The organism is Aminobacter sp. P4_D5, assembly GCF_056401815.1.
In genome coordinates this window covers 1-585 of sequence record NZ_JBFUIP010001087.1, presented here as the reverse complement: position 1 = coordinate 585, position 585 = coordinate 1, and the positions used below count along the sequence as shown (strand labels likewise).

1 pseudogene is annotated in these 585 nt (G+C 69.2%); it reads right to left on the bottom strand.

Features of this window, described 5'->3' with window-relative positions:
* A pseudogene (locus AC1DWF_RS36805) lies at positions 1 to 585 on the bottom strand (efflux RND transporter permease subunit); the annotation flags it as partial.

Here is a 585-nt window from a genome sequence, read left to right as displayed (position 1 = left end):
GACCGGGATGGATTCCAGCTCCTCGATCGTGTCGGCCATGTATTCCGGCGTCTGCGCGACGACCGGGTAGGTCACGCCATTGGCCGGGTTCAGCCAGTAGACCGGCGCCGTCTGCAGCGAGCCGGCGACGGCGCCGGCGAGGCTCGTGGTCACGTCGCGCTCGTCCAGCCCCATGGCGTTGATGCGCGTGCGGTCGGCCATGAAGCGCAGCGAAGGACTGCTGGCGGGCTGCTGGATGCGGGCGTCGACCAGCCCGTCGATACCCCGGATGGCGCGCAGGATGCGCTGCGCATGTTCCTGGTTCTCGGCGAGGTTGGGGCCGGTCACCTGGACGTCGATCGGCGCGGGCGAGCCGAAGTTCAGGATCTGGCTGGTGATGTCGGCCGGCAGGAAGGAGAAGGTCACGGTCGGGAAGAGGCGCGGCAGCTCCAGCCGCAGCCGCTGCATGTAGCCGGCCGTGGGCGCGTGGCCGTGATTGAGGCTGATGAGGATGTCGCCGTCCATCGGGCCCACGGTGCCCGAGGCGGCGTAGGTCATGTTGATGCCGCTGGCGGAGGCGCCGATGTTGTCGACGATGGTCCGGAC